Source organism: Luteibacter sp. HAY1-4A (assembly GCF_056755355.1).
In genome coordinates this window covers 37,148-62,760 of record NZ_JBNDHZ010000015.1, presented here as the reverse complement: position 1 = coordinate 62,760, position 25,613 = coordinate 37,148, and the positions used below count along the sequence as shown (strand labels likewise).

The following is a 25,613-nucleotide window of genomic DNA, read 5'->3' as shown; positions in this document are numbered from 1 at the left end:
GGGGGCGATGAGAGCGTAGCAACGCGGGCCGGAATTGCCTGTATGGCTTACGGAGGTGGACGAATGGCCGATACCGTGCAGCCGGAAAGGGCGCAAGTCCTAGAATGACAACGTTTACAAGGGTTGCGCACCGATATATGGTGCGTCCGCATCGCCCACGAAAGTAGGGCATTCGACAGACAACACCGGCTATCTGGTCCACTCATGTCCGCGCGATCCTATCTCGGCTCTGTGCGCGTGGCCTTGCTGGACGACCATGCGCTCGTCCTGAAAGGGCTGGTCGCGCATCTGGAAAAAGCCCCCTCGATCACCATCGTCGGCAGCCATTCGAGCAGCCGGCCGTTCCGCGCCATGCTGGCCACCATGCCGGTCGACGTGGCCATCATCGATTACTCGCTGGCGCTCGACGACATCGACGGCATCGCGCTCATCAAGCAACTGCGTGCCGCCTATCCCCGGATGAAGATCCTCGTCGTCTCGGCGCACGACCAGGGGCTGGTGATCCACAGTCTGCGCCAGGCCGGTGCGGACGGCTTCGTGGCCAAGAGCCAGGAGCCGGACGATGTCATCCGTGCCATCGACGCCATCATGACCGGCCGCGAGTTCCTTCCCCAACGCGGCACCGAAGGCGACGATCCGCCTGCACTCGTGCCGCTGTCGCCGCGTGAATGGGAAGTGATCCGGCAGCTGCTGGAGGGCCTCACGGTGGGGCAGATCGCCACCCGTTCGGGGCGCAGCCTCAAGACCATCAGCACGCAGAAGTCGGCTGCATTCCGCAAGCTGCGGATTTCCTCAGACAACGAGTTGTACCTGCTGCGCGATTACATCCTTGCGCTGGATGGTGGGCCGGCGTGAGGCGCCTGTTCGCCGTCCTGCTCGGACTGCTCGCTTTCACCGTGACAGCGACGGAACCGCCGGACGCCGCAGCCACCGCGCGGAAGGCCTGGATCGCCGCGCATCCCACGCTGCGCATCGCTGTGGACCCGCAGCAGGGTTCGGAGGTGGGCGGCAGTTGGGGCAATCCGCTGGTAAGCCAATACCTCGAACTGGTGTCCCGGCATACCGGGCTGCGCTTCGTCACCGTGCGCACGAAGTCCTGGGAAGAATCGGTGCGAGCCTTCAACGAGGGGCGCATCGACATGCTCCCGTCGCTCAGCGACCGCCTGCTCTCGGCCGATGTCGGCGACCGGGCGCTGGTGTCGAAGCCCTTCTATGTCGGCCGCACCTTGATCATCAGCCGCACGGTCGGGCCCGCTCAACTCGACATGCGTGCCCTGGACGGCCGGGTCGTCGCCTTCAAAGGCGGTGGCGTGTACGAGTCGTGGCTGAGGCGCGAGCATCCCGCGGTGACCCGCCTGCCGCTCGCCGACATTCACCAGGTGCTGGCAGCGGTGGAAAGCGGCATCGCCGAAGCCGGCCTGGGTGTCGACGTGGCTTACCATCCGATCGTGCGGCGCGACTACGCGCTGAGCCTGCGTGTCGCGGGCAGTGTGCCGGACATGCCGATCAGCGTTCGCGTGGCCGTCCGGAAGGATGCGCCCGAACTCCTCGGCATCATCGACGACAGTCTCCGGAACATCGGTCCCGACGACAACCGCGCCGTGATCGAGCGCTGGCTCGAAACGGCCTACCTGCGGGCGCCGACGCTCTCCCAGGTGGCTTCCGCTTACCGTATCGAGATCGGCCTGGGTGTGGCCCTGATCGTCGTCCTCGTGTTCGCCCTCTGGCAGTTGCGGCGTGCACAGCTCGCCTCGCGGCGTGGCGAACGGCAGAAAACCATGCTGCTCGCGGTGATGAGCCACGAAGTGCGCAATGCGGTGAATGCCGTGGCGTCATCGGTGGACCTGCTGTCGCGCACGCCGCTGGACGGTGCGCAGCGCGACCTCATGGCCATCGCGCAGTCGAGCAGTCGCAGCCTGCAGAACCTGCTGAAGAGCGCACTCGATTACAGCCGCTCGGAGACCGAGGGCTTCATGCCCGACCTCGCGGCCTGCGACGTCGTCGCGGTGGCCCGCGAGGTGATCGAAGGCCAGCGGGCCGCCATCGAGCACAAGGGCCTGGCCGTGCGCCTGGACCTGCCCATGGGTGCCTTGCCCTGGCTGCTGCTCGACGAGACCCGGGTGCGCCAGCTGATGGAGAACCTGCTGTCGAACGCCGTGAAGTTCACCGAGCACGGCCATGTGGGTATCGCGCTCTGGCAAACGGCGAACGAGGGTACGGACGAGGTGCGCCACCTCGTGCTCGAGGTCTTCGACACCGGCATCGGTGTTCCCCCCGAGCGGCAGCGCGAACTCTTTCGCCCGTTCTCCCAGGCGCACGGCACGCACTCCCGGCGCATGGGCGGCACGGGGCTGGGCCTCGGCATTTGCGCGGAGATCGTGCGCCACCTCGGTGGGCGGCTCGAACTCAGCAGCCACGTGGGAGCCGGCACCGCCGTGCGGATCGAGCTTCCGACCAGCCGCATTCCCGTGTCGCCGCCGGAAGACTTCGATGCCGCGTCCGCGGACGCCGCCCCGGAGCCGAAGGGAACGATCCTCCTGGTCGAGGACCATCCGGCGAATCGACAGATCATCGCGGCACAGCTGAAGTTCCTGGGCTACGACACGCATGCGGTCGACCACGGACAAGCCGCCATCGACGCCTTCGTGCCCGGTGTGTTCGCCGGCGTGCTGCTCGACTGCGAGTTGCCGGACATGCAGGGCTACGATATCGCCGCCGAGCTGCGCGCGCGGGAGGCGAACGCAGGAACCACGCGCACACGCTTCATAGCCATCTCGGCGAACGATGGGGAAGCGCACGTGCGCCGCTGCGAGGAAAGCGGCATCGATACCGTGCTGGGCAAACCCCTGACGCTCGACGGCCTGAGGGATGCCGTCGCGGGCGCTCCCGGTACGTCGATCGCCGAGCAGGCCTTCCGCGACGAGGCGCGGCTCGACCTCGTGGCTATCCGCACGGCGCTCCAGGATGCCGCGCCCGAACGCGCGCTGCACATCACGCATCGGCTGAAAGGCGCGGCGCTGATGCTCGGGGAGGCGGCCGTGGCGCTGGACGTGGAACAGGTGGAAGCGCTGCTGCTGGCCCGGCCTGTCGCCCGTGGGGACATCGACGAGTTGCTCGCCAGGATCGACGAGCGTCTTTGACAAGACGGCACCGCGATTTTTTTCGAAGCTTCGCGTGGGCCCTTTAGACCGTCGTGTCCATCCCAATGTGTCCATGACACCTTTCATCCAATCCACGGGAGCGATTCCATGAGCAAGATCGACGCATCGGCCAGCGGCACGTTCAGGATCGGCGGCGACCTCGAGGTCAACCGCCTCGGATTCGGCGCCATGCGCATCACCGGAAAGGGTATCTGGGGCGACCCGTCCGACCCGAAGGCGGCGCGCCAGACGCTGGAAAAGTTGCCGGGACTCGGCGTGAACCTGATCGACACGGCGGACAGCTATGGTCCGTTCGTCAGCGAGGACCTGATTCGCGAAGTCCTGCATCCTTATAAGGGCATGGTGATCGCCACCAAGGGTGGCCTGACCCGGCACGGCCCCGACATCTGGGCTCCGGTAGGACGGCCCGAGTACCTGCGCCAGTGCGTGCTGATGAGCCTGCGCCGGCTGGGCGTGGACCGCATCGACCTGTGGCAGCTGCACCGCATCGACGCGAAGGTGCCGCGCGACGAGCAGTTCGGCGTGATCCGCGACATGCAGAACGAGGGCCTCATCCGCCACGTCGGCCTGTCCGAGGTGAACGTGGAGGAAATCCAGGCCGCGGCGAAATTCTTCAAGGTCGTCACGGTCCAGAACCTCTACAACCTGGGCAACCGCCAGAGCGAGGCGGTGCTGGACTACTGCACGGAACACGGCATCGGCTTCATCCCGTGGTTCCCGCTGGCGGCGGGCGAGCTGGCCAAGGAAGGTTCTGTGCTGTCGTCCATCGCGAAGAAACTCGGCGCGACGGACGGGCAGGTGGCCCTGGCGTGGCTGTTGAAGCGCTCACCCGTGATGCTGCCCATCCCGGGCACGGGCAGCCCGGACCACCTGGAAGAGAACATCAAGGGCGCGTCGCTGCAGCTGTCGCAGGACGACTTCGAGGCACTCGAACACGCCGTGAAGAAATAAGTTCTGAAACACGAACGACTCAAGCCCCTTGTGGGAGCCGGCTTCGCCGGCGATCCCGCGTCAGCGGGCGCGCTCGCGAGCACGCATCGCCGCTGAAGCGGCTCCCACAGGGGCTCAATGCAGCTTTACTGGCGGTAGCGTGGTGTCGCGCAGCCAGTCCGCCAACCAGAGCGCGTTCGCCTTGGTCCAGCCATGCAGAGCCACGCGGTGCATGTGCTGCAACGAGACGTAGACGAGCTTCGCCAGCCAGCCGCGCATCGGAATGGGCGCGTGCTTCTCGGCCACCGGCAACTCGCCGGTGGCCTTGTATTCGCCTAGCGATACGAGGGTGCCCTTCGAGCGATAGACGAAGGGTGGCGTCTTCTCGCCGCGAATCGCCCGGGGCAGGGTGTCCGCCAGGTAGTTTGCCTGCTGGTGCGCGGCCTGTGCGGTGGGCGGCACGGTGCCTCCGTGCGGGATGGCGGCAAACGCGCAGTCGCCGACGGCGTAGACGCCGGGCACTCCGCGTGCCATCAGGTGTTCGTCCACGACGATTCGACGGTCCTTGGAGAGTTCGAACGGCCCGAGCTTCGCGACGACGTCGTGCCCCGTGACGCCGGCTGCCCAGACACGGACGTCGCAGGGCACCGTGCCGCCATCGGAAAGATGGAATGCCTCCGGCGTGACGGCATCTACCCCGACGCCGACACGCACATGCACGCCCATGCCTTCGAGGATGTGTTGCGCGGACGCCGACGTGCGGGGATCCACGGCGGGTAGCACGCGCGGGGCCATGTCCATGAGCGTGATATCGAGCCGGGATGCCCCCGCCAGCCCGCCGTAGCGATGCATGTCGTTGAACGCGTGGTGCAACTCGGCCGCGAGTTCCACACCGGTGGCGCCCGCGCCGACGATGCCGATCCGGATGCGCCGGGACGGATCGCCGGCCGTGCGCAAGGCCAGCGCGAGAATCTTGCGCCGCAGCGCCACGGCCTGTGCGGGGCTGTCGAGCATGTCGCAGTAGTCGAGCACGCCGGGTGTGCCGAAGTCGTTCACCCGGCTCCCGATCGCGAGCACCAGCGTGTCGTAATGCAGCGAGCGCGGCGGCAGGATGAGTTCGTTCGTGACCGGCATGCGCACCTCGTCCAGCGCGATGCGGTGCGCCTCGGCTTCCACGCGTGCGAGGGCGCCCGGTTCGTAGCGGTACCCATGGGCCTGCCCGTGCGCGAGGTACGACACGGCTTCCTCGCCGTCGCCAAGCAAGCCGGCGGCCAGTTCATGCAGCCGAGGTTTCCAGAAATGGCTGGCATCCCTGTCCACCAGCACCACCTCCAGGTCGCGCCGCTTGCCGAGCTTCGTCGCCAGTTCGATCCCGGCCGCGCCGCCGCCGACGATCGCCACGGTATGCGCGCCCGGAGTTTTCGGGTTGGCCATCTGCGGGTCTCCAGGTATCTCCACGCAAGCATACCGTCCCGATCGTTTCGGAGTCGCGAAGGGCCAAGTCGCGGCTTGCAGAAACTCATCCAGGCAAAGAGGCGATCCAGCGTTCGAGCGCGGCCGTGTCCGTCAGGTCGCCGTCGTACGGATACTTCGGCAACAGCGATACGTTGTTGCCGCGGGTGCGGTCGCGATACACCTTCATGGCCGCGTTGAGATGGCCAATGCCGCTGGGCAGGGTGGTGCGCCGGATATCCATGTAGACCGTGTCCGCCGACGTCTCCGCACCGACATGGCCGCCCCGAGTTCCAGCCACAGGTCGGCCGCATCCAGGCATGCCGAGCCGCAACCGTTGTCAGTGACCATGAACACGCGTGCCTTGGGGGGTGGCAGCGATGGGTGCGCCTTCTTCGCTTCGAGTTCGGGCGGGGCGCGCCAGTATGGCTTCCCTTCGGCTACCGCTTTCTCCATGCCGGCGACGATGGCGTCCGCCCACTGCAGCATCCGCGCGGACGATCCCGGCGTCTTGCGCAACTCGTCGCCGAACTCACGGATCGAGGCGATATTGGCGGGTGAGGCACGCCAATCCACGATGTCTTCCTTGTCCGTGGCCGCCACGGCGGCATCGCCCCAGATGGCCTCCGCAATCTGCCGGCTCCAGTCGGACGAGCCGCCGTCGTTGCCACGGAGATCGAGCACGATACGTGGAGCGGACGCGATGACGTTGCGCTGGTCGCGAAGTTGGGCGATCAGCGGCTCGAGGGCTTTGGCCGCGGGGCCACCGGGGCTCCCGTCGAAATCGCTAAGCGTTACCCACACCGTACCGTCCGGCCAGGTGTGGATGCCGATCGGTTCGTGCGCGCGGCGGAATGTGGCTTGCAGGCGGGACTCGAGAGTGGCGTTGTCGATCGGCCGCCAGTCGAGCTTGACCGTCGATGAGTGGCCGCCATTGTCGAACACGCAGCGGGACGGTCGGACAATCCATGGATTGCCGCGATCGACGAAGAGGGTACCCCCGCGAATCACGCGTTGCGAATGCAGGCTCCATCGTCCGACCAGACTGCCGACGTTCTCGGCGGCGAGCCTGTCGGCTGGTTTGCCGTCACAGGAAACGAGCTTCGCTCCGAGCGGTACCGGCGCGTCGTCGACACGCGTGACGACGTGCTGTACGTCCTGGCGATCGAATGCAGTGAGGAATCCGGGCCATCGCGCGGGGAGCCGCGGTTGGTTCTCCTCCGGCACATAGAAGGCCAGGTGCCCGTCGTCGAAGCTGGCGGCGTAAGCCCGCATGGCGTACAGATAGCCGGCGAAATCGCGCGTGTGCTTCGCCCGGTCGAGGGCGAGCGCGAGTCCTCGGTCATTCGCGGTCGCGAAGGACGGGTTCAACGGATCGACCGGCCCCGGATGATTGGCCGCGATGTCGTCGTGCATCGCCTGCGCGTCCTTGCGAAGCGTCGTGGCCCAATCGACGGCCTGGGGCGGGCCCGCCATTGCGACAAACGGTACGAGGCACAGCAGGGCGGCTAGCGAACGGATCATGGAGTCCTCCTTGCGCGTCGTACCGATCTTCGAGAGGGGCGGGTGGACGGTCAAGGTACGAAGGTCATGCATGTACGTCGTCAGGCCCAGCAAGATCCGGATGGCCGGAGTTCGGGAGGCAGCGGAAGATCCGTCCATACCCCGCCCCCAAGGAGCGCGCCATGTCCTTCCGCATCACCGGTCTCGATCCCACGCCCTTTGTCCCGCTTTACGGCCTCGACGAAGCCGCCTTGCACGCCCGGCGCGTCGTACGCGTGCGCGCGTCCGACGATACCGGCTATCCGGAACGTATCGAGTTGCGCAACGCGCGGCGTGGCGAATCGCTGTTGCTGCTCAACTACACGCACCAGCCCGCGGACACGCCGTTCCGTTCGAGCCACGCGATCTTCATTCGCGAAGGCGCCATCATGGCGTACGACGCCTTCGACGAGATTCCGGAGCCGCTGCGGGTGCGCACCATTTCCCTGCGGGGATTCGATAGCAGGCACTACATCGCGGATGCGCGAGTGGTGCATGGCGAGAAGCTGGCCGATGCGATCGAACAGCTGTTCGCCCTGGACAACGTGAGCTACCTGCACGCGCACTACGCCGGCTACGGCTGTTATGCGGCGCGCGTGGACCGCGCATGATTCTTCCCGCGCGCTGAAGGTGTATAAATCTCTTCATGCCTGCCACGAACGAACCCGCCCCGTGCCCGGTCTGCCAGGGTAAAGGCTTCCTCGTCCATATAGACGAGGAAGTCTGCTGCCAGGTGGAGGTGCCTTGCTGGGCGTGTTCGCTGCCGACGGACGAGCCAGCGGCGCCGGACGAAAGCTGACCCGGCGCCAGGGAACGCACCGGGGTCCCGATCGTTAGAGCTTGTAGTTCACGCCGAACATGACCGTGCGGCCGAACTTGTCGTACTCGAGCGGCCGCGCCACCTTCACGTTGTTCGGCAACGAGGCGATCTGCTGCGTCTTCATCGGCGAGTTTGTCAGGTTGTTCACCTGGAGCAGGACGGACAAGCCATTCCACGTGCCATGGTCGAAGGCGTAGCCGAGCTGGAAGTCCGTCTGCCTGTCCGCGAGCACCTTGGTGTAGCCCAGCTGGTCGAACAGCGCGACGGCCTCGCCCGTGAACGACGAGCGGTAGCGCTCCGCGATGCGCACCGACCAGCCGTACTTTTCGTAGTACAAGGCCAGGTTGGCCACCTTGCGCGACAGGCCGGGCAGGGTGGACGGGCTGCCGGGGATGGTGGAAACCGCGCTTACCGGAAGCGTGCTGTTGGTGAGCGAGAAGTTCGCCTGCACACCGAAGCCGTCGAGCGTACGGGTGAGCAGGCCGAGTTCGAGGGCGCCGGACAATTCCAGGCCCTGCATCTTTCCGCCCGTGCCGTTCTCTGGCCGCGTGAACGAGCCCGTGGTACTTGTGGGGGTAAGGGTGGGATTGTCGTTGACGTACTTCGAGAAGTCGTAGTCGAGCGTGGTCTGGTTGTAGATGTAGTTCAACAGGTTCTTGTTGAACACGGCCGCCGCCACGTAGCTGGATGTACCGAAGTATTTCTCCCAGGACAGGTCCGCGCCCACCGCGATGTACGGCTTCAGTTTGGGATTGCCGCCGCTGCCCGACCACAGCACCTGCCCGGCGGCGGGGCCGTCGTTGACCAGTGCGACACCTGCCGACGTAGCGACTTTCTCGTCGTCGATACGACCACGCGCCATGGTCTTGGCGAGGCCGAAGCGCAGGTACTGCTTGTCGGCGATCTCGGCCACCAGGTTCAGGCTCGGCAGCACCTTGGTGTATTTCGTACCGTCGGAAATACGGCCGACGAAGGTGTCCCCATTGGTCTGGAACGCCTCGGACGACTGGTCGGTGCGCACGGCCTGCACGCCCACGTTGCCGCGCAGCGGTATGTCGCCGATCGTCGTGTCGATGTTGAATTTCAGGTAGGCGACGGGAACCTTCTCCCTCACCGTGTAGTTGCGGCTCCAGTCGGACTGCCCGTTGCGCTGGGTGAGGTAGAACTGGTTTGCCAGCGCGCCGAGCACGTCGTAGTTCACGATGCCCGGAATGCCGCCGTAGCTGAGGTCGGTGCTGCCGCGGAGGAAGGAGGGATCGATGGGCGCGGCGAAGCCGGGCACGTAAGTGTCGCTTGTCGATCCGTTCCCGTTCAGCCAGGCGAAGAAGACGTTGGCTTCCTTGGTCTTGCGGCGGTCCGAGTAGTTCACCCCGAGCGTGGCGTCGGAGAAGATCCAGCCGACGGGATGGGTGACTTCGAGACGGAAGGCTTTGATCGTGTCCTTCTGCTTGTCGAACTCTTCTCGGCCGTTGTAGCCGTACTTGTTCGGATCGGTGAAGAAGATCGCCGAGGGGTCGGCGAAGTTCACGCCAGGAGTGAAATCCGGAAAACCTTCGTGCACGGGCGTCGCGAAGTCGGTGGACGACGTGGCCTGGTCAGGCAGCCCCGCGAACAGGTAGGCATCGTGCAGTCGCTTCTTCGCGCTGGAGTACGACGCATCCGCATTGATCGTCCAACCGTTGCCGAAGTCGTACTGGTTGTTCCAGCCCGCGGAGAACAGCCGGTCCTTTTCCTTCGTGTACTCGTTCTGCAGGATCGACTTGAGGCCGTCGATATGGCCCGTGGTCACGATGGGATAAGGCAGCGCCGGTACATAGCCCACGTTCGAATACGACACGTTGTCGTACGAGCTGCTCGACCACTGCGCGCCGTTGAGGTACGTCTTCTGGTCGAACGTGGAATAGTAGAGGTCCAGCGTGGAATGGTAGTGGTCGTCGGGCGCCCATTCCAGCACCGTCATCAGGCCGTTGCGCAGCTGGTTTTCGGATTTCGCGCGCAGCTGCATGCCCTGCTGCGACAGCACGTTGTCCGGCATGCCCGGCGTATGCGGCGCGCCCCAGTGGTTTTCTGCTCCTTCCGAGCCGTTGTTGAGATTCCACCACCAGGCCTGGTACTGCTTTTCCTGCACGGGCGAGTCGAGCTGCGCGACACCGACCGCGAGGCCCAGCGTATGGTCGAGGAACTGGTCGATGTACGAGAAGCTGGCGCGGTGTCCCGTGTCGCCGACGCCGGTACCGTGGTTCAGGCTTCCGTGCGAGTTGTTCTCGCCGCGGATATTGGCCGCAATGGCGCGCTTGGGCAGGTCCAGGGGCCTGATCGTGTGCAGGTCCACCGTGCCGGACAAGCCCTGGCCGATGAGGCTCGCGTCGGGCGTCTTGTAGACAGCGGCACCGCTGATCAGCTCCGACGGATATTGGTCGAAGTCGACGCCGCGGTTCTCGCCGATGGTGGCCTGCTCGCGCCCGTTGAGCGTGGTGCCGGCGAAGTCGGGCGACAGGCCGCGGATGGAAATCTGGTTGGCGCGGCCGTCCACGCGCTGCGTGGCGAGGCCGGAGAGACGCGCAAGGCTCTCGGCGATGCTGCTGTCGGGCAGTTTGCCGATGTCTTCGGCGGAGATCGCCTCGATGATGTTGTTGGAGTTCTGCTTTGCCTTGATCGCGTTCTGGATACTTCCCTGGATGCCGGTGACGACGACGGCATCGAGGTTGCTGACGGTATCGGGATTCGGATTGTGCTTCGGTTTCGTGGCGGTGGCCGCGGGCTTGGCGGGCGCGTTCCCCGATGTGTCCTGCGGCGGCTGTTCCTGCGCCCATGCGGCACCGAAGGCGAAGGAAAATGCTGCGGCGCAGGCCACGGCAAGCGGTTTCGCACGGAAGGCGGGCACGGCGAAGCCGCGCGGCAGGTGGCGACGAATCATTCGATTTTTCCCCGCAAATTCTTACGACGCCCCCGCGGCGCCCTTGCGGCGGGAGGATGAGGGAGGGACACATAAGTGTCATCCTGCGTCGCAACAGAATGCGAGGCAGCCGTTCAGCAGCGAGGCTGCCACGGCGGCGGGACGAACGATGTGGGAAGCGCGCTTGCGCGCGCTTCCCACAGGTTCTATCGAGGCATCACGCCTTGATGAAGGCCAGCAGGTCCTTGTTGAGCTCGTCCGCGTGCACCGTCAGCATGCCGTGCGGGTAGCCCTTGTACACCTTGAGCTCGCCCTTCTTCAGCAGCTTCACCGACAAAGGCGCAGAATCGGCAAAAGGCACGATCTGGTCGTCGTCGCCGTGCATCACGAGCGTCGGCACGTCGATCTGCTTCAGGTCTTCGGTGAAGTCCGTTTCCGAGAACGCCTTGATGCAGTCGTAGTGCGCCTTGATGCCGCCGATCATGCCCTGGCGCCACCAGTTGCCCACCGTGCCCTCGTTCGGCGTGGCGCCGGGGCGATTGTAGCCGTAGAACGGAATCGGCACCTCGCGATAGAACTGCGCGCGGTTGGCCGCGAGCTGCTTGCGGAAGCCGTCGAACACCGAGATGTCGAGGCCGCCCGGATTAGAGGCGCTCTTCACCATGATCGGCGGCACGGCGCTTACCAGCACGGCCTTGGCGACGCGGCCCTTGCCGTGCTTCGCCACGTAACGGGCCACTTCGCCGCCACCGGTGGAGTGGCCGATGTGGATCGCATTCTTCAGGTCCAGGTGTTCCGTCAGTGCCGCGACGTCGGCGGCATAGGTGTCCATGTCGTTGCCGGTGTCGGTCTGGGTGGAGCGGCCGTGCCCGCGGCGATCGTGCGCGATGACACGGAAGCCCGCGTTGAGGAAGAACATCATCTGGGCATCCCAGTCGTCCGCGCTCAGCGGCCAGCCATGGTGGAACATGACGGGTTGGCCTTTGCCCCAGTCCTTGTAGAAGATCTGGGTTCCGTCTTTGGTCGTGATGAAGGGCATCGTGCTTTCCTTTTTTCCAGTGGTGTTTGAAACGGGTGCGGCAGTGGCCCCGGTGCTGGTGGCGAGGGTACCGATGCCTGCCAGTGCACCCGCGGCGAGCACGCCGGCGCCAATGACGAAGCTGCGGCGCGCCGGGTCGAGTGCCGGTTCGGGTGAGTCGGTCACGGGTTTGTCTCCTTCGGTGGCCCCCCTTTTTAGGGGTTGCCGAAGCGAGCGGATAGGACGCGCATGCCTTGGTTTTTGGAAGATTGCGGACCCCCTGGGAGCCGGATGCTTATCGCGTGCGGGCCAACCGCTCCTGGTCGACCGCTTCCTCGACGGTGTAGCAGGTCTCCGGTACAGCCTCGAGCCGCTCGCGCGGGATTTCTTCGCCATTGCCGTCGGATATGCCGTAGGTACCTTCCTCGATCTTCTCGAGCGCGCGGTCCACCGCCGTCAGGCGGCGCTCGTTATGGCCTAGCACGGCTTCGTCGTTCGCCTGCTGGGCGAAGCGTTCGCCGTCGTCGCCGGCGTCCTGCGGTTCGCCACCGGCGGCAGACTGGAGCGCCTGTTCGTCCGCGCCCGCGGCATCGCCTACCGCCACAAGCTGCCGGCGCAGGTCGAGGAGCCGCTGTTTCTGGCGGGCGAGGAAATCGTCGTCGAGTGTGGTGGCTGCCATGGGAGTCTCCTGGGAAAACACCGGTATAGCAGGCGGCCGCGACGGCGGCTTGTCGAATCGAGCGGCGTCTGCTGTGCCGCGGGGGATGCCGGAAGTCCCATGGTGCGGGCGGAGCCGGCGCGGCTAGGATGCCCGGACGCCATCACGCGCCGGGGAGCCCGCATGAACGCCCATTCTTTCGTCACCATCGCCACGGCAGCGCTGATTGGCCTCGCCGGACCCGCTTTGGCCGCCACGAACGAGGAATCCGCCGTGCTGGCGCCGGTGCAGGCGATGTTCGACGGCATGGCTAAGTACGACCAGGATGCGATGCGCGCCACCGTGCAGCCCGAGGGAAGCGTGGCCCTGCTGCGGAAGGGGAAGGTGGTCCGGATGACGCTCGGGGAGTTCATCGGCCGCATCAAGCCGGGCAAGGACACGATCGAGGAGCGCATCCACGACCCTCTGGTGCGCGTCGATGGCGACCTGGCCATGGTCTGGACGCCTTACGAGTTCCTGGTGAACGGCGAAGTGAAGCATTGCGGCACCGATCTCGTGCACTTGGTGAAGATGGATGGCCACTGGCTCATCGCCGGCATCGCGGACAATAGCCGCGACGAGTGCGCGCCAGCCAGGAAATAGGTTCTTCGCGCCCTCAAGTTTCCGAACCGAAGGCCGTCAAGGAACGACAGGGACGGCCAGGGATCGACGGGACTTCAGGGCATGATCGGCAACGTAACCTCACTGACGGCGGACGCTCAGGCTCCCAGCGTGTCGCCACGGGCGCTAGCGGAAGCATCTCCGCCCCAGGCCAATGCCCGACCGGGCACAGCCAACATGCCACCTTCGGTCGTGGTCACGTTGAGCGGGCTGGCCGAGCCCGGGCAGCCGCCGACCTACGCGTTCCCGCCCGCCCCGGTTCCCGTATGGCAGGCACCCGCACACGACGAGGCGTCGGCCATCATGGCGCGGCAGTACACGGCTGCCTCGCTGCAAAGGCGATTCGATGGCCTCGGCAAGTCGCTCCTGGAACGTTTCGCGGCGGAGGGCGGCGATTTCTCCCAATCCGTGCGTCTCGGCGGCGTTTCGGGGCCATCGGGGAGCGGCGCGACTGCCACGACCACGCTGACCGTCAGGACAGCCAGCGGGAAGTCGGTCGTGCTGGATATGACGGCGGAAGATGGCAGCCTGGCGGTCGATGTCCACGGCAGCGCCGCACTCGACGATGCGGAGCGCGCCGCCGTGGGGAAACTCGCCGGTGCGTTCCAGCAGGCGCTCGATGGTGCGGTTGCGACGCCGCCGGGCATCGACATTGAAGGCCTGGCCGGCTTCGATCCCGCGGTGCTGTCCTCGGTCGACTTTACGGCACGCTCGGCCGAAGCCGGCCGAACGCCCACGAACATGGCATTCCATGCCGATGCGGCGACACGCACGCTCAAGCTCACCAACGCCAGCGGAACCATCGATATCGGTGTCGATGCGCATACGGCGGCGATCCTGGGTAGCCCGGCGCAGCGAGCCGAGTCCGTCGCCAACTATTTGCGGCAGTTCGACGCCGCGGCGGCGCGCGGGCAGGGCGACAGGGCGTTCATGGCGATGTTCAAGGACGCGTTCAGCCAGCTCGTCGCCGCGCCCGATATATCGTCCTCGGGTGTCGTGCCGATGGGCGGATCGCTTTCTGACGTACAAAAAGCGGTGCTGACGGGGCTGCCGGATTTTGAAGCGTCGGTCTCGCAGGCTGTCGGCGCGCCGAATCCTCTGAAGCCGGGTGAGAAGGACGGATTCTCCTATAGCGTGTCGCAGCAGACCCAGGTGAGTGGCGGCGACGCACTGAATCGCGGCGTCTCCCAGCATCTGCATTCGCAGCTGAGTGCCAGTTACCATTCGCCGCTCGGCGCGGGCGGGACGTTGATGCTGACTTTGGACCCGAAGTCGCAGAACTATTACTACACGCGTGTCGATGATGTGGCCGACAGCCAGACCGATATCGCTTACGAGAAAGGCCGGCTTACACAGGCCTCCATCACTCGTTCCGCCAGCCAGACGACGGATCGCTCGAAGTACGTCATGGCACGGCTCACCGAACAGATCGCCACACCGTACAGCGCGTCGAACACCCGTGACCTGCTGACGCTGCTGCGTCCGTTGGAAGACGATGTGAGCGCGCCGACGCGATTGAAGCAGGCCCAGCGCGACCAGGCGCTGGCATCCATCCACGCCACCGTTGGCCTGGAAGCCGATCCCGGCATGCTCGACTAGCGGTTACTCGTCTACGACGGTCTGTCTATGCGTACGCCGCCACTGACACAGGCCTTACGGACTGTGTTCGCGCCGCGCATGGTACAGGTGCCGGTTCTTTCACGTTCATGGTCCTAACCTCCCGACGTTCCCGCAGCAACGGAGCCTCGATGTGAAAGCCAGCCTGCCCAATCCGACGGAGAAAAACGGTGGATGAGGCACGAGCCCGCGCTACGGGCGACGCGGCCTTTCGGCGGGAAGCCGCGCATGCGCTCAGTACGCCCTTGGGAAGCCTGCTGTTGCAAGCGGAGTTGATCGAGCACTACCTCGCGCAGGGCAGGACAGATCGGGCGCGCGAGGCGGTGGCGACCTTGTTGGCCGATTTCGAGACGTATGGGGAGCGCTTTCGTTCGGTGTTCGCCGCGATGGAGGACATCGCGGAGGATGGGGCCGGTGGAAGCGACCCTCGCACGTGTCTCGCCGAAGCCCTGGGCGAGGTCTCCGCGGAAATCGATTATCGCGGCCCGTCCCCGCGGGTGGCCTTGCCGCCGCCGGCGCTGACCGCGTTGTTGCGGCGCCTGGCGATGCTTGCCGTGACTTCCGGCGATGGGACGACTGCCACCGTGGACGCCGTGACAACGGGCACGCAGTGCCGGCTCTCGCTGACCGTGGAAGGTGGCGGGTCACAAGCTTCCTTCGTGCCGCCGTTCGATTCACCGCGCGGGCTCGATTTCCGCGTGGCTTCGGAGATCGCCGCACGCCACGGTGGAAGCGTCACGGCCGGAGCCACGCCGGGCGTGGTCGTCGTGGTAGCCCTGCCGCTGGAAGCGGACTGATTCCGGCTCATGATTCCGGCGGCGGTGGCCTCCGGTTGACGCTGGGGGCCTCCAGTGCGAGGCGCGACAGTACATCCAGGAGCGAATTGAGCGATACGGGCTTGCTGAGACGGGCGTCGAATCCCGCTTCCAACGCCATCCTCTCATCCTTCTGTCGCCCGAAGCCCGTGAGTGCCACGGCCAGCAGTCCCGTCGCCTGGTCGGACGCACGCACCTGCCGGATGAGTTCGAAGCCGTCCATGCCGGGCATGCCGATGTCGGAAAGCAGGATGTCGTATGTACCGCCGTGCAACCGTTCCAATGCCTCCGCGCCGGATCGTGCGGCGTCCACGTGCGCGCCTTCCAACCTCAGCAACGCGGTGAACGGACCCAGCAATTCCTCCGAGTCGTCCACCAGGAGGATCCGGCGTCCGTCCAACCGCTGTCGTTGCTCATCGTCCACAAGGAACGAAGGCGCATCCTCACGGGCGAGCAAGCCATCGAGGGGAAGGTTGACGGTGAAGCAGGCTCCCTTGCCCGGTCCGTCCGAGCTGGCGGTGACCGTCCCGCCATGCAACTGCACGAGCTGCCGCACCAAGGCAAGGCCGATGCCCAGGCCGCTCGTGGCGCGGTTGCGGCTGGTGGAACCCTGTTCGAACATGTCGAACGCGCGCTCCAGCAGTTCCGGTGTCATGCCCACGCCGTCGTCTTCGACGCGTAGCACGGCCTCGTCGTCCGTGCGTTCGAGCCTGACCTCGATTTGGCCACCCTCGCGCGAAAACTTCGCCGCGTTGCTCAAGAGGTTCCACACGATCTGCTCGACACGCAGGCTGTCCGCGAGCAGCACCATGTCGCCGTTATCCAACCTCGCTTCGAGCGAGATGCCACGCCGCTCGAGTTCCTGGCCCATGCCGGAAACCACCCGTTTAATGCATTCGCCGATGTCGACGGGCGCCAGGTTCAGCGTGAGCTTGCCGGTGTTGAGGCGGGAGAGGTCGAGCAGGTCGTCGATGATCTGCGCCTGGCCTTCGACGGTCTTGCGAATGGCGTCGGCAGCGCGCCGCATGGCGGTTCCGTCGCCCGTGGACGCGCCTCGCGCCACGAGCTCCGCATTCATGAGGATGAGGTTGAGCGGGTGCTTCAGTTCGTGAGACATCACCGCCAGGAACTCGTCTTTCATCTCGACGGCGCTCTGCGCTTCCTTCCGCGACGCCTTTTCGAGGCTCAGCAACTCTTCGCGTTTGCGCTCGCGCTCCTTGTCCAGGGTGACGTCCCGGGCGATCTTCGCGAAGCCCTGGAACTCGCCACGGCGCAGCGGGGTGGTGATGCCGCTGCAGAATATCCGCTGGCCATCGGAACGCAGGTGCCAGCGATCGTCATGGGCGCGGCCGTCCTGCAGCGCCTGGTCCATTTCGTGGCGGAACGCGCCGCGGGCACGATCCTCGGGGGTGAAGATGAGATCGCCGCTCCGGCCGATCGCCTCGTCGGCCGAAAATCCGAAGATCCGCTCGGCGCCCTTGCTCCATGACGTGATGCAGCCGTCGGCATCGGTGGTGATGATGGCGTAATCCTGGGCGCTGTCGGCCACCAGCCGCATGCGTTCGTCGCTGCTGCGCGCGGATTCCTCCGCGGCGCGGCGTCGGGTGATGTCGATGAAGGTGAGCACCGCGCCTTCGATCCTGTCCTCCGCCGTGCGGTACGGAAGGATGCGCACGATGTACCAGCGGCCGTCCTGGCTGCCGACCTCGCGTTCGATCGTGCGCAGCGACTGGAAGGCCTGTTCGGCATCCGCCGCAAGTTCGGGAAAGGCGAGGCTGTGATTGAGGTCGAGCAGGGAGCGGCCCACGTCGGAGGCGATGAGGCGGAAGACGTCGGCAGCGCGCGGGGTAAAACGTTTGATGCACATGCTTCGATCGACGAAAACGGTGGCAATGTCGGTCGAGGCGATGAGGTTCTGCAGGTCGTCGTTGACCTTGGCCGTTTCTTCCACCTTCAGCTTGAGCTCGTGGTTGACGGTGATCAGTTCCTCGTTGATGGACTGGAGTTCCTCCTTGCTGGTTTCCAGTTCCTCCGTGGCAGAGCGCAGCTCTTCGTTGATCGACTGCAGCTCTTCGTTCGATGCCTTCAGTTCCTCGCTGGAGCTCTCCGATTCCTCCACCGTGATCTGCAGTTGTTCCTTCGTGCGCTTCAGTTCTTCCTCTAGCTGAAGCAGCAGCGGTGCCTGCTCCGCCTGCGTGTCGTCCGCCGGCGCGGCTTCCTGGGGCGAGCCTTCGCGGAACACGACGAGCTGGTACCCGGCGTCGGTGTCCTGGTCGCGCACCGGCCAGACCTCCACGCTCGCGGAGATGACGGCGCCATCGCGCTCCAGTGTCACGGCGCGCGAGTGCACGGGCTTGCGTTCCTGAGACGCCTGGAAGAGCGATGTGCGCAGTTCGAGGCGCAGTTCCGGAACGATCATGGAAACCAGGTGGTACGACGGCAATCCGCCCGTGAGCCGCAAGTAGGGTCCCGCGCTTTCCGACATATGGGCGATCGACCCCTCGCGGTCGACCAGGATGCTGGGCGGGGCGTGCTCCTCCACCGCGCGGCGGTGGATGTCGGCCAGCGAGTTCGCGCGGCGCAGTTGCGCGGGAGCCGCGGCTTTCGTCACGGGTTGCGAACGGCCCTCCCACGTCGTCGGTGTCTTCAGGTACAGGCTCGGGGGTCGCGTGGGGGTGGCCCTGTAGATGCGATTCTTCTTGTCGACAGGCGTGAAGTACCGCGCGGCGACGTCAGCCGATTCCGAACTGCCCAGGAACAGGAAGCCGCCCGGGCGCAGCGCGAAGTGGAACATCTCGAGCACGTGCGCCTGGACGTCGCGGTTGAGGTAGATGAGGAGGTTGCGGCAGGTAATGAGGTCCAGCCGCGAGAACGGCGGGTCTTGCAGCACGTTGTGGCGTGCGAAGAGCACCTTCTCGCGAAGCTGCTTCGTCACCTGATAGACGTTGTCGTCGCGGACCATGAACCGTGACAGGCGGGCAGGGGCGATGTCGGCGGCCACGGCAGCGGGGTAGGTTCCCTGGCGTGCATGCGCGACAGCGTCGTCGTCGATGTCCGTGGCGAACACCTGGATGGCGGCTTCCGGCGGTGCGGCCTCCGACAGCAGCATGGCCAGCGAATAAGCTTCCTCGCCGGTGGCGCAGCCCGCCGCCCACGCCCGCACGCGGGAGTCTTCCGTGGCGTTCTCGAACAGCTGGGGAATGACGAGCCGTTCCAGCGATTCGAAGGCCTCCCTGTCACGGAAGAAGTTCGTCACGCTGATGAGCATGTCCTTCAGCAGCGCCGGGCGCTCGGGCGGATGGTCATGCAGGAAGTGCCGGTAGTCCTCGAGCGTGGACAGACCATTGACCTGCATGCGGCGCTCGATGCGGCGCAGGACCGTGGCGCGTTTATAGGCCCTGAAGTCGTGGCCTATCTTCACGCGGAGGATGGACATGATGTCGCGAAGCGCATCCTCGTCGACACCCGGCACGGCCTTCTTGTCTTCCTCGGCTTCCTGCCGGACATCGTCCGTCAGTTCCGGCAGCGCGATCCTCGGCACCTCGCGCACGAGTGCGACGATACGTCCGGGCATGTCCGCCACCGGCAGCACGATGTCGACGGCCCCGGTCGCTATGGCGGCGCGGGGCATCTGGTCGTACTCGGCATCGTCGGGTTGCTGCGCCAGGGTAATGCCGCCCCTTTCGCGGATGCGTGCGATGCCGACCGACCCGTCGGCACCGGTTCCCGTCAGAACCACGGCGACGGCGCGCTCGCGGTGCGCCTCGGCCAGGGTGCGGAAGAAATAGTCGATGGCCACGTGCTGGCCGCGGGACTTGCGCAGCTCGACCAGGCGAAGGTAGCCGTCGTCCATCGAGAGCGCCTTGCGCGGCGAGATGACATACACCTCGTTCTGGCGCAACGGCACCGGTTCGACGACCTGGACGACCTTCATGGACGTCGAGCGCTGGAGGATGCGGTCGGCCGCGCTGTCGTGCTTTGGCGACAGGTGCATCACCACCACGAACGCCATGCCCGGCTCCGCGGGCATGCGTTCGAAGAAACGTGCCAGCGCCGCGAGGCCTCCAGCGGACGTGCCGATCCCCACGACCGGAAAGTCCAGGTGGCTCCTGCGGACTTCGGGATCGCTTTCGGGATCGGGCGGTGGTGGCACTGTCGACATCGCGGGACCTTTGAGAGCGAGTGTCCGATTATTCCCCATATGTCGTCGAATGGGGATGCGGGCCGGACTGGCTTCCTAGCCTGTCGCTTCCTGTTGCAACGTACCGAGGTCCGCCCCCGTCACCGGATCCCGTGTCGGATCCGACTTGCCGCGGACTGCGAACGCGTCCACCGCGGCCTGCTCCTCGGCCGACAGGCCGACGTCGGCATGGCCGTCGCCCCCATCCACGGGGAGACTGTCTTCGGTCGGGGTGATTACCTTGCTGAAGCCCTTGCCCTCGCACCAGGGGCCGGTACGGTCGCCTTCGCCCCGCGATGTGTTGACGTAGGTGTCGGTAAAGCGCGGATCGCCCGGAAGCTTGCCGGGCGGGAAGCTCTTGTCCATGGAATACAGCGCCTTCTCGAAGGACTTCTGGTGGGCGATCTCGCGGGTCATCAAGAATGTAAGCGCGTCGCGCACGCCCGGATCTTCGGTCACGTTGATCAGCCGCTCGTACACGATCTTCGCGCGCGCCTCGGCGGCAATGTTGGAGCGCAGGTCGGCCGTCGGCTCGCCGATGGTGTCGACGTACCCCGCGTGCCAAGGCACACCCGCGGAGTTGATGAGCGCCGGCCCGCCGCCGAACAGTACCTGCGTCACGTGGCTGTCGTTGCCCGCCCCCTGCAAGGCTCGATACATCTCGGCCTGCTGGTCGACGGTCTCGGCAAGCATGCCCTTCGCACCGCGGTTCAGCATGGCGATGATGGAGCCGATGACTTCGAGGTGGCTGAGTTCCTCGGTGGCGATGTCCAGGAGCATGTCCTTCCGGCCCGGATCTTCCTCGGCCAGCGCCTGCGTGAAATAGCGCATAGCCGCCGCAAGCTCGCCCTGCGGACCGCCGAACTGCTCGAGCATGAGATTGGCGAGCCCGGGATTGGATTCACTGACGCGAACGGTGTACTGGAGTCGTTTGTTGTGGTTGAACATGGCTGGCTGCGCTCCTGGTGGCTGGCTTGCTTCGGTCCGCCATCCTTTCCAAAGCCAGGTGCAGGCGGAGGGCAGCCTTGGTGAGGAACGGCTTTACGGTGCTGAATAAGTCAGGCGCGGCGTCATCGCATCCTCACGTGGCCTCGCTGCACGCTGCACGTGGCACTGGCCAGCATGGCGGCTTCCAACCAACCGAAAACAAAGGAGCACATCCATGGCCGACATGCGCGAAAACCTCCTCGACTGGCTTCGCGATGCCCACGCGATGGAACAACAGGCGGAGCAGATGCTGAAGGCGCAAGTCCATCGCATCGAGCATTACCCCGTCGTGAAGCAGCGTATCGAGGAACACCTGCAGGAAACCCTAGGCCAGCAGGAGCTGCTGAGGCAGTGCATCGAACGACTTGGCGGCAAGCCTTCGACGATGAAAGACATCATGGGCAGGGTGGCCGCGTTCGGCCAGGCAGCCGGCGGCATGGTGAATTCCGACGAGATCGTGAAGGGCGCGATGGCAAGCTTTGTGTTCGAGAACCTGGAGATCGCCATGTACACCGCACTCATTGCCGCCGCCGAGACCGTGGGCGACCAGGAGACGAAGCGTGTGTGCGAGCAGATCCTTCCTCAGGAACAGGCCATGGCGCAATGGGTGCTGGAGCACCTGCCGCAGTTGACCGAGGAGTTCCTCGTTCGCGACGCCACGCCGGACGTCGAGGCAAAGCGCTGAGGCGCGAACCTCAGTGGCGCGGCGGCGACTCCTTGTCGCCCCGCGCCCGCTTCGGCGAGTCCACGTTTTCGTACATCTTCTCGTTCATGCGCGCCTGCATGTGCTCCGACATGAACCGGCGCGAGAACACCATGGCCTTGTTCACGGCGCCCGCAACGACCACGCGGTCGCCACCCATGCACGCGCCATAGCCGATTTCGGCCACTTCTTCCGGGTCCATGAGATTCGCCTTCTGGAAGGCGAAACTGTCCTCCAGGTCGCCCTTGGGGAAAAAGTCGGTGTCGGTCGGGCCGGGGCAGAGCGCGGTAACGGAGACGCCGGAACCCTCGAGTTCCGTCGCAATGGCTTCACTCCAGGAGAGGATGAACGCCTTGCTGGCGTGATAGACGGCCATCGTCGGGCCCGGTTCGAAACCGGCGATCGATGCCGTGTTCAGTATCCGACCATGTCCGCGCTGCACCATGCGTGGGAGGAACAGGGACGTGAGGCGCAGCACGGCCTCCACATTCAGGCGAAGGACCGACAGGTGGGTGGCGACGGGAACTTCCGCGTAGTTTCCCTTGAAGCCGTGTCCGGCGTTGTTGACCAGGACGTCCACCTCCCAGCCGGCGCCATCCACCGCCGAGGCGATCGCCTCGAACGATTCCTTCCGTTCCAGGTCCACGGCGATGCGCAGGGTTTCTACCCCATGACGCTGCTCGATGTCACGTGCCAGGACGTCGAGTTCGGCGGCGTCGGGCGCGACAAGACACACCGGATGGCCGTGCATCGCGAAACGGTGCGCCAGGTGCATGCCGATGCCGCTGCTGGCTCCGGTAACGAGGACGCGATTGTTGGCACTGGCATGGGTGGTGTTCATACGCTGCTCCGGTCGTCGCCGCGGCACGAGCGGCACCGCTCGACGCTATCCGCGGCGGCTTCAAGCACACGTGCGGAAGGGATGAAGGGGCGGCACACAGGCGTGAAGGCGTTCGCGAATGTCGTTCCAGGTGCCACGTCGCCTTGGCATGCCGGATACACGACACGGCAAAGGATGCGGAACGCCTTTGAAGGGAGACCGCAATGCTAGCTACCACCTACCGGCGACCCTACCGGGTCAGTGCGCGTCAGGTACCCGACCCCGTTATCGAACACCCCCTCGACGCGATCGTGAAAGTGCTCCGCTCGTGCATCTGCGGCTCGGACCTGCACCTCTACCACGGGCTCGTTCCCGATACGCGAGTGGGCTCGATCTTCGGCCACGAGTTCGTCGGCGAGGTGGTGGACGTCGGTTCCGAGATTCGCAATCTCAAGGTGGGGGACCGGGTGCTCGTACCGTTCAATATCTTCTGCGGCACGTGCTACTTCTGCCAGCGTGAACTCTACAGCAACTGCCACAACGTGAATCCCGCGGCCACGGCGGTGGGCGGCATCTACGGCTACTCGCATACCACGGGCGGTTACGATGGCGGCCAGGCGGAATACGTCCGCGTGCCGTTCGCGGATATTGGGCCGACGGTGATTCCCCAGGGGATGCATATCGAGGACGCCGTCCTGCTGACGGACGTGGTTCCCACCGGGTACCAGGCGGCCGAGATGGGCGACATCCGGGAGAACGACACCGTGGTGATCTTCGGCGCCGGACCCATCGGTATCATTGCCGCCCGTTCCGCCTGGCTCATGGGTGCGGGGCGGGTCATCGTGGTCGACCACGTGGACTATCGGCTGGACTTCGTCCGCCGCTACGCACAATGCGAAACGGTGGATTTCCGTTCGGTCGGCGACATGGCCATCCATATCAAGAAGATGACGGACGGCCTGGGTGCCGACGTGTGCATCGATGCCGTGGGCTGCGAAGCGACCGGCAATATCATGCAGCACATCACCGGAGTGAAGATGAAACTGCAGGCGGGCGCCGCCACCGTGTTGCACTGGGCCATCAACTCGGTGCGCAAGGGCGGGAATGTGTCCATCGTGGGCGTCTATGGGCCAACCTTCAATGCCGTTCCCATCGGCAACGCACTCAACAAGGGCCTGACCTTGCGGATGAACCAGGCGAGCGTCAAGCGGCACCTCCCGCGCCTGATCGAGCACATTCAGGAGGGACGGCTCGATCCGAAGGCGATCATCACGCACCGCGTGCCGTTGGAAGAGGTGAGCGATGCCTACGAGATGTTCTCGCGCAAGAACGACCATTGCATCAAGACCGTGCTCATACCGCCCGGCGCGGAAAGCGCACCGACCACCGTAGCCTGAGGTATCCGCCATGAACCGACCGCAAGACCGCATTCCCGGATGGGGAGCCGACCTCGACCGCGCCAATCGCCCCGGCGTGCCCATGGAGCGCACGCCGCCGCGGCTGGAGGGCGTGCACTGGAGCCAGCCGACGCCGCAGTACTCCGAGGTGGAGATCCTCCAGTCGACCGAACACTTCAAGCGACCGCCCGTATTCGGCACCAGCGTGCCGCCGCGGGGCCTCAGCGGATGGATTCGCCGGCGTGCGTTCCGTCACAGCGAGAACGACCTGCGTCACTGGCTGATGCTGCTGTTCGCGGACCGCGTGGATGTGGTGGAGAGCGTGGTCGCCGACGCACGACGCTCGCCGCGCACGCGGTCGGCGGTGGTGATCGCGGGTGCGACGCTCGCCGCGGCCTGGCTGCTTCGCCGCTCGGGTTCTTAGCCCGCCAGTGCGATGCGGACGATGGACAGCAATGAAAGCACGGCCATCAACAGCAGGGCGAGCCGGGTGAGGATGGCGCTCCAGAATCCGAGCCAGCGCGTGTGGATGTAATCCTCGTAGATATTGCGCAGCCCCAGTTCGGTGTGCCAGCAAACGAGCACGATGAAGGTGGCCATCAACGTGGCGTTCGCAGGGTGGGCGAGGGCATGGCGGACGGTTGCGTAATCCGCATGCATGAGGGTCAGTACCAGCACCACGAACCACACCGACAGGCCTACGAGCACCAGCGACGTGAATTGCATCCCCATCCAGGCCCCGGCGCCCGACTTGGCGGAGCCGATGTTACGTGCACGTTTCAGCGGGTTGCGCAGGTCGCCGGTCATGGGCTGTCTCGTCGAATTGCAGCAAGGATGGGGTAAGAGGGTGCGACCAGTCCAGGTGCGGCGTCAATAGCGCTGCCGTCGTGCCAGCCGGGCGCGTGCCTGAATGAGACGCCGCGTACGAAGATGTCGTCGCCTCATTCACATGGCGAAGCTGGGCGCATGACGCACGTACGCCTAGCATCAGTGCTTCGACGTAACACAGCCCGAAGCGGAGACTACCCATGGCAGTAAAGACGATCGAAGACCTCTTCATCCACGAGCTTTCGGACATCTACAGTGCCGAAAAGCAGCTGACCAAGGCATTGCCGAAGCTGGCCCGCGCAGCCGAGGCACCGGAACTCAAGCAGGCCTTCGAAACCCACCTGGAGGAAACCCAGGGCCAGGTCGAGCGCATCGACCAGATCGTGGAGGCGCTCGGCATCCGCCTGAAGCGCATGAAATGCGCCGCGATGGAGGGCTTGGTGGAGGAGGGCAAGGAAGTCATCGACGAAATCCCGGCCGGCCCCCTGCGCGACGCTGCACTGATCGGCGGCGCCCAGAAGGTCGAGCATTACGAGATCGCGTCCTACGGCACGCTCTCGGCCATCGCGAAGCAGCTCGGCTACAAGGACGCCATCCCTCTACTCCAGGCCACCCTGAAGGAAGAGAAAGCGACCGACGAAAAGCTCACGATACTGGCCGAGCAGGCAGGCAACCAGCGCGCCGCGCAGAAATCGGCGGCTTGAGCCTAACCGGCATCGCTGGACAGGTTTGCACACCGGAGGGCGTCATGCCCTCCGGTTTTGTTGCTATTGCGAAAGGAGCCGATCGATGGGACGTACGGCGAGAACGGTCTTCACCGAGCGCGAGGACATTGCCCGTATGGAGCGCTGGGTGGAAGAGCTTGCGATCAACGCGCGCGTGCGTGTGCATGTCGCGGGAGGCCCGCCCGTGGAGGGCGTGGTAATGGTCACGCCCACCGTCCAGGTATTCAAGGATGCGGACGACGTCGAGGGCATCAACGGCATGGTGAAACTCGAGGATCCGCAGCAGCCGGGATGGAGCGGGCTGGTATGGCTGGGCGATATCGTGAGTGTCGAACACCTTGACTCGGTAACGATGGGCTCGACCAAGGCATAGCGGCTGGCGGCGCGGTATCGGAAAACACCTA

Annotated in this window: 22 protein-coding genes; 12 read left to right on the top strand and 10 right to left on the bottom strand. The window is 65.4% G+C overall.

What is annotated here, in order from left to right:
• Positions 1-204 precede the first annotated feature (204 nt).
• From ACPYOD_RS07050 to ACPYOD_RS07040, 3 genes are all read left to right on the top strand, one after another.
• Entirely contained in the window at positions 205-855 is a 651-nt protein-coding gene (locus tag ACPYOD_RS07050) for a response regulator (RefSeq protein WP_481301025.1), read from the top strand.
• Positions 852-3,140, top strand: coding sequence for a hybrid sensor histidine kinase/response regulator (locus tag ACPYOD_RS07045; protein WP_481301024.1), 2,289 nt, complete (start codon positions 852-854; stop codon positions 3,138-3,140). The genes ACPYOD_RS07050 and ACPYOD_RS07045 overlap by 4 nt, the downstream gene beginning before the upstream one ends.
• Before the next feature lie 108 nt (positions 3,141-3,248).
• Complete coding sequence (locus ACPYOD_RS07040; protein WP_481301023.1) at positions 3,249-4,112, top strand: aldo/keto reductase; 864 nt, start codon at positions 3,249-3,251, stop codon at positions 4,110-4,112.
• Between the two features lie 114 nt (positions 4,113-4,226).
• Here the strand turns inward: ACPYOD_RS07040 and ACPYOD_RS07035 are convergent, their stop codons facing one another.
• The 3 genes from ACPYOD_RS07035 to ACPYOD_RS07025 form a co-directional block, all read right to left on the bottom strand.
• A complete protein-coding gene (locus tag ACPYOD_RS07035; RefSeq protein WP_481301022.1) occupies positions 4,227-5,525 on the bottom strand; it encodes an NAD(P)/FAD-dependent oxidoreductase in 1,299 nt (432 codons plus the stop codon).
• A gap of 85 nt (positions 5,526-5,610) precedes the next feature.
• A complete protein-coding gene (locus ACPYOD_RS07030; protein ID WP_481301021.1) occupies positions 5,611-5,733 on the bottom strand; it encodes a hypothetical protein in 123 nt (40 codons plus the stop codon).
• Positions 5,730-7,067, bottom strand: coding sequence for a S41 family peptidase (locus ACPYOD_RS07025; RefSeq protein WP_481301020.1), 1,338 nt, complete (start codon positions 7,065-7,067; stop codon positions 5,730-5,732). Before ACPYOD_RS07025 ends, ACPYOD_RS07030 begins: the two co-directional genes overlap by 4 nt.
• A 161-nt stretch (positions 7,068-7,228) precedes the next feature.
• Here ACPYOD_RS07025 and ACPYOD_RS07020 point away from each other — a divergent pair, with 161 nt between their 5' ends.
• Positions 7,229-7,696, top strand: a complete 468-nt coding sequence (locus tag ACPYOD_RS07020; protein ID WP_481301019.1) for a DUF1203 domain-containing protein — start codon at positions 7,229-7,231, stop codon at positions 7,694-7,696.
• 222 nt (positions 7,697-7,918) lie between these two features.
• Here ACPYOD_RS07020 and ACPYOD_RS07015 read toward each other — a convergent pair whose 3' ends face one another.
• From ACPYOD_RS07015 to ACPYOD_RS07005, 3 genes are all read right to left on the bottom strand, one after another.
• Positions 7,919-10,822, bottom strand: coding sequence for a TonB-dependent receptor (locus ACPYOD_RS07015; protein ID WP_481301018.1), 2,904 nt, complete (start codon positions 10,820-10,822; stop codon positions 7,919-7,921).
• Positions 10,823-11,018: 196 nt separating this feature from the next.
• On the bottom strand, positions 11,019-11,840 hold the full coding sequence (locus ACPYOD_RS07010; RefSeq protein ID WP_481301037.1) for an alpha/beta fold hydrolase: 822 nt from the start codon (positions 11,838-11,840) through the stop codon (positions 11,019-11,021).
• A gap of 274 nt (positions 11,841-12,114) precedes the next feature.
• Entirely contained in the window at positions 12,115-12,498 is a 384-nt protein-coding gene (locus ACPYOD_RS07005) for a TraR/DksA family transcriptional regulator (protein WP_481301017.1), read from the bottom strand.
• Positions 12,499-12,660: 162 nt separating this feature from the next.
• Between ACPYOD_RS07005 and ACPYOD_RS07000 the strand changes: the two genes are divergently transcribed.
• The 3 genes from ACPYOD_RS07000 (at position 12,661) to ACPYOD_RS06990 (ending at position 15,551) form a co-directional block, all read left to right on the top strand.
• The gene (locus ACPYOD_RS07000; RefSeq protein WP_481301016.1) at positions 12,661-13,119 is read left to right on the top strand and encodes a nuclear transport factor 2 family protein; all 459 of its coding nucleotides are present in this window, start codon (positions 12,661-12,663) and stop codon (positions 13,117-13,119) included.
• Between the two features lie 195 nt (positions 13,120-13,314).
• Positions 13,315-14,736: a hypothetical protein gene (locus tag ACPYOD_RS06995; RefSeq protein ID WP_481301015.1), complete on the top strand. Its 1,422-nt coding sequence runs from the start codon at positions 13,315-13,317 to the stop codon at positions 14,734-14,736.
• A gap of 188 nt (positions 14,737-14,924) precedes the next feature.
• Positions 14,925-15,551 (top strand): histidine kinase, encoded by a 627-nt coding sequence (locus ACPYOD_RS06990; protein ID WP_481301014.1) that lies wholly within the window; start codon positions 14,925-14,927, stop codon positions 15,549-15,551.
• A 7-nt stretch (positions 15,552-15,558) separates the two neighbouring features.
• Here the strand turns inward: ACPYOD_RS06990 and ACPYOD_RS06985 are convergent, their stop codons facing one another.
• Complete coding sequence (locus ACPYOD_RS06985; RefSeq protein ID WP_481301013.1) at positions 15,559-19,731, bottom strand: CheR family methyltransferase; 4,173 nt, start codon at positions 19,729-19,731, stop codon at positions 15,559-15,561.
• Positions 19,732-19,806: 75 nt separating this feature from the next.
• Positions 19,807-20,697: a manganese catalase family protein gene (locus ACPYOD_RS06980; RefSeq protein WP_481301012.1), complete on the bottom strand. Its 891-nt coding sequence runs from the start codon at positions 20,695-20,697 to the stop codon at positions 19,807-19,809.
• Positions 20,698-20,911: 214 nt separating this feature from the next.
• Between ACPYOD_RS06980 and ACPYOD_RS06975 the strand changes: the two genes are divergently transcribed.
• Positions 20,912-21,421 carry a ferritin-like domain-containing protein gene (locus ACPYOD_RS06975; protein WP_481301011.1) on the top strand — a complete coding sequence of 170 codons (510 nt, stop codon included), beginning with the start codon at positions 20,912-20,914 and terminating at the stop codon, positions 21,419-21,421.
• A 10-nt stretch (positions 21,422-21,431) separates the two neighbouring features.
• On the opposite strand, the gene ACPYOD_RS06970 is transcribed toward ACPYOD_RS06975, so the two are convergent.
• Complete coding sequence (locus ACPYOD_RS06970) at positions 21,432-22,280, bottom strand: SDR family NAD(P)-dependent oxidoreductase (protein ID WP_481301010.1); 849 nt, start codon at positions 22,278-22,280, stop codon at positions 21,432-21,434.
• Between the two features lie 203 nt (positions 22,281-22,483).
• Between ACPYOD_RS06970 and ACPYOD_RS06965 the strand changes: the two genes are divergently transcribed.
• Both ACPYOD_RS06965 and ACPYOD_RS06960 read left to right on the top strand, forming a co-directional pair.
• Positions 22,484-23,656, top strand: a complete 1,173-nt coding sequence (locus ACPYOD_RS06965; RefSeq protein ID WP_481301009.1) for a zinc-dependent alcohol dehydrogenase — start codon at positions 22,484-22,486, stop codon at positions 23,654-23,656.
• Positions 23,657-23,666: 10 nt separating this feature from the next.
• Positions 23,667-24,080 (top strand): hypothetical protein, encoded by a 414-nt coding sequence (locus ACPYOD_RS06960; protein ID WP_481301008.1) that lies wholly within the window; start codon positions 23,667-23,669, stop codon positions 24,078-24,080.
• Here the strand turns inward: ACPYOD_RS06960 and sdhD are convergent.
• Positions 24,077-24,463 carry a succinate dehydrogenase, hydrophobic membrane anchor protein gene (sdhD, locus tag ACPYOD_RS06955; RefSeq protein WP_481301007.1) on the bottom strand — a complete coding sequence of 129 codons (387 nt, stop codon included), beginning with the start codon at positions 24,461-24,463 and terminating at the stop codon, positions 24,077-24,079. The two genes, ACPYOD_RS06960 and sdhD, sit on opposite strands and share 4 nt — an antisense overlap.
• A gap of 221 nt (positions 24,464-24,684) precedes the next feature.
• Here sdhD and ACPYOD_RS06950 point away from each other — a divergent pair, with 221 nt between their 5' ends.
• Entirely contained in the window at positions 24,685-25,188 is a 504-nt protein-coding gene (locus tag ACPYOD_RS06950) for a YciE/YciF ferroxidase family protein (RefSeq protein WP_481301006.1), read from the top strand.
• Between the two features lie 85 nt (positions 25,189-25,273).
• Complete coding sequence (locus ACPYOD_RS06945) at positions 25,274-25,582, top strand: DUF3247 family protein (RefSeq protein ID WP_481301005.1); 309 nt, start codon at positions 25,274-25,276, stop codon at positions 25,580-25,582.
• Positions 25,583-25,613 lie beyond the last annotated feature (31 nt).